Here is a 6,570-nt window from a genome sequence, read left to right as displayed (position 1 = left end):
CAATATTTTTTATTAGCTATTGAGACATTGCATTATAAATTAATCAAACTGAAAATAATCAATATCGAATAGATAACCGTTACCTGATCCTTTAAACACAAAGAAAATATCAGTGCTTGTATAAACAGAAGCAACATTCGTTTGGAGCGAAACAAACTTATCCCAACCAAACGTATTACTGACATCTACACTTCCTAGTAGTGGGCCTTGCAGCGAGCCAGAGCGTATTTCTATCGTGCCACCCTGTGTCGGAGTTGCAACATTGACGCTAAAAGATGATGCCTGTGCAATACTTAAACCATTAAAACGTATCCAGTCACCATTATTAACATAACCGACTTTTTTACCTAAGACATTTTGAATACCCGATTGTGCATCGAAGTCTTCCGCTTGAATTCGTTTACTAAGTTGAGTGGAATCACCAATAGTTACCATGAAACTTTTATTAGCACGCATGCCATCAGCAAACGTTGCTTCTGCTCGGAACTCATATTTACCTTCCGCCAAATTTTGTAGCAGTACATCTTTATTGCCACTCCACTCATAAGGTTCTTGCAATTCTTCTCGAACAAAAGTGTTATCACGATAAAGTGCAATCGACTGAATATCGCCCTGCCCTTCTACCGTCACTTCCAGATTAGAACCAACACCTAAAATGGCGTTATCCCTAGGTGTTGGATTCACGAAACTAATCTGCTTCTGTACTTCATCGCCCCAAGCAGGCACGTAGAATCGTCCCTCTTTAGGCACCTTTATCTTAGTCGGTACCGGTCCGCCATAGCCTTCCATAGTGTAAACCAGATTTTCTTGTGAATACTCAGATGTATTATATTTGTCGTGACGTGTTAAGTTATTAACTATAATATTCCCATCTCCAGGCCCCATATGTTTGAAACGCGGGAGACCAGTGCTTACTACGCCCCATCCATGATGCTTAGGTAAGTGAATGCTATTGCCCTCAATCAAGTTGTGTCCTACGTCACCCAAATGGAAATTAATGTCGGTTGCAATGAAGTTATCAACCACTACATTATAGAAAGTGTTTTGCATGAGTATGCCTAGGTGCCTTAGGTTTCTTATATTCTCGTTCTTAACAAGCATATACGACCCTTTCCAAATATTGTAATAGCCACTGCCACCACCGCCTTTGTTATATGCTCCATCGATATAGTTACCGGTCGCTGTATGATGCGAACCAGAAAGCGTAATTGGATGATTACCTGAATTGATAATATTGCAGTCTTTAATCCAGTTGTTTTTGGAATTTATTGTCATATGAAAACTATCTATCTTTGACTTATTATTGTCAGGGTTGCCATACCAATCGTGACGAGGATCACTATTACCAAAGTAGAACTGATGCGTTAAGTTTTCAACACCGGCATACTCTACTCGGTCAAATAAGATGCTAGGACCTTTAGTGAGTCGAGATTCGATACGAACACCAGCGCGGCTTTCACCCCTTAGCACAACCTTACTTTTCATTTTGATACCTGACGTACCGCTTAGCTTGTAGATACCATTTTTGAGCAACACTACACCACCGCCGCCGTTGGCGACTTCGTCAATAGCGGCTTGAATATTGTTGCCAGGATTAATAGTTTTCTTAATTTTTAAATTCTTAGGTATGCCTCTTTCTACGCCAGCTTTACTCCACTCTTGCATAGCATGATACTGACTTAAGTCTGAGGTTTTGATAGATACTTTTGGTAGTTGAGGAATCCGCTCACCGACAGGTGCACGATGTCTCTCTGTATTGCGTTGGTTTGCCGTTGTTTTGATTGAAATTCTATCTAAAATAACACCATCACCACGACCGGTAACTTCAAGCTTGTATTCAGTATTGGCTTTCAAAGCGTGCTTTACAATAGAAGAGTTTTTCCAACCCTCTTTACCGCCATTCGTGGGGTCATACATGTTACCCCATACCAACCTGTCATTCAGATCACGTCTCGAACCAAAAAACAGCCTCATGGGCCCATGAACTACCTTTTTACTTTGCGATTCACTAATCTTGAAATACACATCGTTATTGCGAGGATCGCCCCACGCACCAGATCCACCAGGATCTTCCTTAGAGAATCTTGTAGTGTCCCGAGCCATAAATAAGGCAAGGTTATAGACTCCAGCTTCCTTGGTTTTGAAATTATACACAAGGGTTTGATTGCTTTGTGGACCACTTAAAAAACTATTTGGTGGATCAAAAATCAAGCCCGTTCGTCGTATTTCAGTTGCCGGCGTAGTTTCGAAGTAAGAATGGCTCCTCCAATAGCCTACTGGCGACACTGATTCTGCTTCTATAGAGATAATAGTATACTCAGATTCAGGTAAAGGTGTGGAGATTGGTTCCGGCGTTGGTTTTGGTGTCGGCGCCGTTGAACTTGTACCTTCAATTACAACAGCGTTAACTACCCAATTTCGATCAGAACCACCAGCATCGGAGAATTCTAAATCCAGATTTCCATCGGAAACATCTACAGAAAAGGTTTCGTTCCGCCATTCATTGGCACGACGATCGATATCTGATGCTTTGATTTCTCCTTGAGCTTTAATCACCATATTATCATGGCTATACGTGTCCCCTAGAGTCACTGTCACACGGTAACTGCCATTTGGCACTCTCACTCGAAAAGTTCTCGCATATCTGGAGTAAATAATGTCACGATTTAAGTGTGTATTTTTTTCACGATCTAACGAGCGCAGACTCGAACCGTCGATCCAACGGGCAGTACCAGTTAAAGATGATGAAGTTACACGCAAATATCCTACCTGCCGAGGCGAATCTGAGGTGCCAAAGTCAAAATAAAAACTCGGTAGTTTTGGAGATGCCTGTATATCGCAACGTTCGCTTCCACAGATGCATATGCTGCTATTACTTCGGCTATCTCGACAATCTGTTGCTGATGAGCCGAACTTGACTCTACATTGCTGTGTTGTATCGCACTGATCTTGTGCCGTTACAAATGCTGATGTAAACACTGATAAGAATGTGATACCAATACATAGCAAAAATCGTTTAAGTTTATTGTTAGGTTTCATTTTTTTACCTGATTAAAGCCTTTTTTAAATTAAAATCTATTGTTTTTTAATTTATAAAAATATTTAAACTATTTAAATTCTAGAGTGAATGGTGTAGTACTACTATATTTGCTATAAAAATCAGCTTCCTTTCCTTGGGCGTTATTTTTACTAATGATTTCTTTGCACAACCTAGTCTGATTTTTAGATTAGCAATAAATTTTGCTTTATTTTACTGGAGTATAATTTTTGATTTTGAATTAATCTTTTGTTTATAGAATATTCAAAGCTAAATTTAAAATAAAATTAATTTCAGCATCATTATAATTCTCTCCTATTTATATACTGTGTTATGTAGCGTGTATTAGAGGTGATTTGGTAGGTATTGTAGCGAGTGAATCAATAAGCCGGCGTTAAAAAACGCCGGCTTTATCATTAATTAATCGAACTGAAAATAATCGATATCGAATAGATAGCCGTTACCTGATCCTTTAAACACAAGGAAAATATCAGTGCTTGTATAAACAGAAGCAACATTCGTTTGGAGCGAAACAAACTTATCCCAACCAAACGTATTACTGACATCTACACTTCCTAGTAGTGGACCTTGCAGCGAGCCAGAGCGTATTTCTATCGTGCCACCCTGTGTCGGAGTTGCAACACTGACGCTAAAAGATGATGCCTGCGCAATACTTAAACCATTAAAACGTATCCAGTCACCATTATTAACATAACCGACTTTTTTACCTAAGACATTTTGAATACCCGATTGTGCATCGAAGTCTTCTGCTTGGATTCGTTTACTAAGTTGAGTGGAATCACCAACAGTTACCATAAAACTTTTATTAGCACGCGCGCCATCAGCAAACGTTGCTTCTGCTCGGAACTCATATTTACCTTCCGCCAAATTTTGTAGCAGTGCATCTTTATTGCCGCTCCACTCATAAGGTTCTTGCAGTTCTTCTCGAACAAAAGTGTTATCACGATAAAGTGCAATCGACTGAATATCACCTTGCCCTTCTACCGTCACTTCCAGATTAGAACCAACACCTAAAATAGCTTTATCCCTAGGTGTTGGATTCACAAAGCTAATCTGCTTCTGTACTCCATCACCCCAAGCAGGTACATAAAATCTTCCGCCTTCAGGTACTTTGATATTTGTGGGCACAGGATCTCCATAACCTTGGAACATAAAAACGACATCTTTTTGTGAATTAATCGAGTGATTATATTTGTCGTGACGAGTGATGTTGTTAACAACAAGGTTGCCATCTCCTGGAGTCATATGTGAGAAACGTGGAAGACCTGTGCCAAACAGTCCCCAACCATGATGTTTAGGTAGATAAACACTATTTCCTTCAACTAAGTTATGACCAACGTCTCCAGTGTGGAAATTAACATCTGTTTCAATAAAGTTATCTACAATTACATTGTATGCTGCACGTCGGGTTAGTACGCCAATGTGTCTAAGGTTTTTCATAGTTTCACCTTTGACAAGATTATGCGACCCAAATGCAATACGGTAATAGCCTTTACCTCCAGACTTATTGTAAGAACCGTCCACATAGTTACCGGTAAAAGTATTGTGACTACCTGCAACTGAAATTGGATCTTGACCAGAATTTATAATATTACAATTCTTAACCCAATTATTTTTTGTTCCACTAGTAATATGAAAACTATTTATACGTGAATTACCATCGGTGTTGCCATACCAATCATGCCTGGGAGGCTTGCCGCCGTATTCAAAGTTATACGTTAGGTTTTCCACACCAGAATATTGAACTTTATCGAAGGTAAATCCGGCACCTGCGGTAAGTCTCGATTCGATACGCACGCCATCGCGACTTTCACCTCTGATAACTACCTTGTTTGCCATTTTTATTCCGTTTTTGCCATTAAGCCTATAAATGCCATTTCTCAATAGCACTACACCGCCACCAGCTTTGGCTACGTCATTAACAGCATTTTGAATATTGTCTCCTGAGCCAATTCTTTTCTTAATTGGTAAATTTTTTGGTATACCACCTTCCACACCTGCTTTACTCCATATTTCCATTGCTGGATACTGGTTGAGGTCCGTATTAGAAATCGAGGGTGAAGGTAATTTAGGGAGATCACGTCTGTTGGTTCGACGATGGGCAGATGTATCACTCAAATGTTTCTCACTCGTAAGAGAAATATAATCGATAATTACACCATCACCACGACCTGAGATTTCCAATTTGTAGTCGGTGTTCGCCTTTAAGTTATGTTTCGCAATACTGGCAGATTTCCAACCATCTTTGCCGCCATTCTTCTTATCATACATATTTCCCCAGACCATCCTATCGTTGAGGTCTTTCCTGCCTCCGAAGAAAAGTCGTGTAGGGCCATAAATAGTTTTATTCGTTCTTGCTTCGATAAGCTTGACGTATACATCATTATTACGTTGATCGCCCCAGTTTCCTGATCCACCGGGATCATCTTTACTGAACTTAGTTTTATCCCGCGCCATAAGTAAGCTTAGGCGATAGCTTGCCGCTTCTTTACTTTTGAAGTTATAAACAAGTGTTTGGCCCCTGTCCGCACCATTCAAAAAGCTCTTTGGAGGATCGAAAAGTAAACCCGTTCGCCGTCTTTCCGTTGCTGGTGTGGTCTCTATATAAGAGTGTCTCTTCCAGTGTCCCACAGGTGATACAGACTCGGCCTCAATAGCGATAATAGTGTTTTTAGACCCAGCCACAGGAGGAGATGTTGGCACCGGTGCAGGCGTTGGTGCCGGAGCTGAACTGGCTCCTTCGATAACAACAGCATTGACTACCCAATTTGGATCAGAACCACCTGCGTCGGAGAACTCTAAATCCAAGTTCCCATCGGAAACGTTTACATCGAAGGTCTCATCTCGCCATTCATTAGCGCCACGATCAATATCCGATACTTTAGTTTGGCCTTCCGCTTTAATCACCATGTTATCGTGGCTATAAGTATCTCCCAGAGTTACTGTCACGCGGTAACTACCATTGGGTATACTGCTCACACGGAAAGTACGTGCATGTCTGGAGTAGACAAAGTCACGATTCAATTGCGTGCTTTTATTCCGGTCTACTGGACGCAGACCTGAGCCGTCAGTCCACCGCGAAGGGCCACTCAAAGACGATGACGTTATGCGTAAATATCCTGCTTGTCGCGGTGAATCTGAAGTACCAAAGTCAAAACGAAAGCTTGGTAGTTCTGGAGATGCTTGTATATCGCAACGTTCGTTTCCACACATGCATATGCTGTTATTACTTCGACTATCTCTGCAGTCGGTTGCTGATGGGCCGAACTCGACCCTGCATTGCTGGGTTGTGTTGCACTGGTCTTGTGCTGCAACAAATGCTGGAATCAATATCGACGAGAGTGTGACACCAGCACACCGCAAAAGTCGTTTAAGCTTGTTGTTAGATTTCATTTTTCACCTGATTAAGACCTGTTGTGTGAGTTAGAGGCTATTCAATATTTTTTTCTGCTACTACACAGAGAATAAGTTCACAAAATAGTTTAGAACATTTTACTGTTTTAAATTATTTG

The 6,570-nt window shown here is 40.8% G+C and carries 2 protein-coding genes; both read right to left on the bottom strand.

All coding sequences use genetic code 11. The annotated features are described in order from the left end of the window. Positions 1-39 precede the first annotated feature (39 nt). Positions 40-3,039 (bottom strand): carbohydrate-binding protein, encoded by a 3,000-nt coding sequence (locus BVC89_RS28845; RefSeq protein ID WP_103654423.1) that lies wholly within the window; start codon positions 3,037-3,039, stop codon positions 40-42. Between the two features lie 418 nt (positions 3,040-3,457). After that, a complete protein-coding gene (locus BVC89_RS28840; RefSeq protein WP_103654422.1) occupies positions 3,458-6,451 on the bottom strand; it encodes a carbohydrate-binding protein in 2,994 nt (997 codons plus the stop codon). Between the last annotated feature and the right edge of the window lie 119 nt (positions 6,452-6,570).

It is taken from the genome of Agarilytica rhodophyticola, from assembly GCF_002157225.2.
GTDB classification, from domain to species: domain Bacteria; phylum Pseudomonadota; class Gammaproteobacteria; order Pseudomonadales; family Cellvibrionaceae; genus Agarilytica; species Agarilytica rhodophyticola.
The sequence above is the reverse complement of the archived record's forward strand: the minus strand, read 5'-3'. Positions and strand labels throughout refer to the sequence as shown.

Bases quoted from the DNA above. Each gene is read 5' to 3' on its own strand.
- BVC89_RS28845 (WP_103654423.1), bottom strand. From the start codon at position 3,039: ATGAAACCTAACAATAAACTTAAACGATTTTTGCTATGTATTGGTATC.
- BVC89_RS28840 (WP_103654422.1), bottom strand. From the start codon at position 6,451: ATGAAATCTAACAACAAGCTTAAACGACTTTTGCGGTGTGCTGGTGTC.